General features: G+C 63.8%; 4 protein-coding genes and 1 pseudogene. All 5 read left to right on the top strand.

Features of this window, described 5'->3' with window-relative positions; genetic code table 11:
* A partial coding sequence (locus JHD07_RS18970; RefSeq protein ID WP_291624677.1) for a helix-hairpin-helix domain-containing protein occupies window positions 1–277 on the top strand: 277 nt, incomplete at its 5' end.
* 97 nt (window positions 278–374) lie between these two features.
* The gene (pgsA, locus tag JHD07_RS18965; protein ID WP_291624676.1) at window positions 375–992 is read left to right on the top strand and encodes a CDP-diacylglycerol--glycerol-3-phosphate 3-phosphatidyltransferase; all 618 of its coding nucleotides are present in this window, start codon (window positions 375–377) and stop codon (window positions 990–992) included.
* Window positions 989–1,240: a molybdopterin converting factor subunit 1 gene (moaD, locus tag JHD07_RS18960; RefSeq protein ID WP_291624675.1), complete on the top strand. Its 252-nt coding sequence runs from the start codon at window positions 989–991 to the stop codon at window positions 1,238–1,240. Before pgsA ends, moaD begins: the two co-directional genes overlap by 4 nt.
* 3 nt (window positions 1,241–1,243) lie before the next feature.
* Window positions 1,244–1,726, top strand: coding sequence for a molybdenum cofactor biosynthesis protein MoaE (locus JHD07_RS18955; protein WP_291624674.1), 483 nt, complete (start codon window positions 1,244–1,246; stop codon window positions 1,724–1,726).
* Window positions 1,726–2,055: pseudogene (locus tag JHD07_RS18950) on the top strand (50S ribosomal protein L3 N(5)-glutamine methyltransferase); the annotation flags it as partial. The gene JHD07_RS18955 and the pseudogene JHD07_RS18950, both read left to right, overlap by 1 nt.

Below are 2,055 nucleotides of genomic sequence, written 5' to 3'. Positions count from 1 at the left end.
GCGCGATCCCGTGCTCTATTTCATCCAGCGCCTGCGCGACGAGGCCCACCGCTTCGTCATCGGCTCGCACCGAAAGCTGCGCAAGAAGGACATCCGCGAGGCCGGTTTGCAGGAAATTCCGGGCATCGGCCCGTCACGCAAACGTGCCCTGCTGCATCATTTCGGGACCTTGAAGGAGATCGAACGGGCCTCGATCGCCGATCTCGGCAAGGTTCCGGGGGTCAGCGCGGAGAGCGCCCGCAGGATTTTCGAGTATTTCCATCCGCAGCCGGGATGAATTAAAGGGGGATCGCAGTCATATGATCGTCGTGTCCGCACCTCATTTGGAGAGTGGAACGGTTGACCTTCAGGCTTGAGCGGTATTGGTAGCACGGATGAACATCGCCACCACACGAGGGACCACCAGCCGCGCGATGTCCCTCCCCAACATCCTAACCTATGGCCGGATCGCCGCGATCCCGGTCGTGGTCGGGTGCATCTATGCGCAGTCGATCCTCGATCAGCCGCTCTGGCTGCGCTGGCTCGCGGTCGCCATCTTCATTGCCGCTGCGATCACCGATTACCTCGACGGCTACTATGCGCGAATCTGGAATCAACAATCGGCCTTCGGCCGGATGCTCGATCCGATCGCCGACAAGTTGCTGGTCGCGTCCTGCCTCTTGATGCTGGCGGCCGACGGCATCATCCACGGCTGGTCGCTGTGGGCCGCCATCGTGATCCTGTGCCGCGAGATCCTGGTTTCGGGCCTGCGCGAATACCTCGCTGCGCTCCGAGTCAGCGTTCCCGTGACCAAGCTTGCGAAGTGGAAGACCACGGTCCAGCTGATTGCGATCGGCTTCCTGCTCGCCGGTCCGGCGGGTGACATCGTGGTACCCGTCGTCTCGATGATTGGCCTCGCTCTGCTGTGGGCCTCGGCGATTCTCACCATGTACACCGGATACGATTATTTCCGAGCCGGCATCCATCACCTCATCGAGGAGGACGAGGGATGAAGGTGAAGTATTTCGCCTGGGTGCGCGAGCGCGTCGGCAAGGCGGAGGAGACGATCGAGCCGCCGGCCAGCGTGCGCACCGTCGAAGAGCTGATCGCCTGGCTGTCCGCCCGGAGCGAGGCCTATGCCTATGCGTTCGAGAAGCCGAAGGTGATCCGCGCAGCGATCGACCACGCGCATGTCAAATCGGACGCTGTGATCGCAGGCGCCCGCGAAATCGCTTTCTTCCCGCCGATGACCGGTGGCTAGGCTATGGCATCGCCTGACACCGCCTGCCCCGTCACCATCCGCATCCAGGAGGCTGATTTCGACATCGCCCGCGAGATCGCCGTCCTGACCCAAAGCCGAACCGACATCGGCGCCGTCGTGAGCTTCTCGGGCATCTGCCGTGCCGATGAGGACAGCGCCAAGGTCGCCGCGCTGACGCTCGAACATTACCCCGGTATGGCCGAGGAAGAGATCAGGCGCCATACTGACGAGGCTGTGTCGCGCTGGCCGCTGAACGGAATCACCGTGATCCACCGCGTGGGCCGCTTCATGCCGGGCCAGAACATTGTGCTGGTGCTGACTGCCTCGCAGCACCGCCAGGCCGCGTTCCAAGCGGCCGAGTTCCTGATGGACTATCTCAAGACCAACGCGCCGTTCTGGAAGAAGGAAGAGAGCGCCACCGGCACCGGCTGGGTCGTGGCCCACACCCGCGACGACGAAGCCGCCGCACGCTGGACCAAACCCTGATGGCAAAAGCTGCAAAAAAGTCCGCGCGCGGCCGCGCCGCGCCGCGGCTTGCGAAGGTGCGGCCCGGCGAGCTCCTCACCCTGCTCGACCTCGTCCGGTATGCGGTGAGCCGCTTCGTCGAGGCCAGGCTCGCTTTTGCTCACGGCACCACCGATCCAGTGGCGGAAGCCGCCTTCCTGGTCTGCGAGGCCCTGCATCTGCATCCCGAGCAGCTCGACACCTTCGCCAACGCGCGCGTCACCGCCGCGGAAGGCAAGACCATCCTCGGTCTCATCCATCGGCGCGTCACCACCCGCAAACCAGCCGCCTATCTCGTCAACAAGATCTAT

The sequence above is a fragment of the Bradyrhizobium sp. genome (assembly GCF_016462955.1).
Classification (GTDB): Bacteria; Pseudomonadota; Alphaproteobacteria; order Rhizobiales; family Xanthobacteraceae; genus Bradyrhizobium.
The sequence above is the reverse complement of the archived record's forward strand: the minus strand, read 5'-3'. Positions and strand labels throughout refer to the sequence as shown.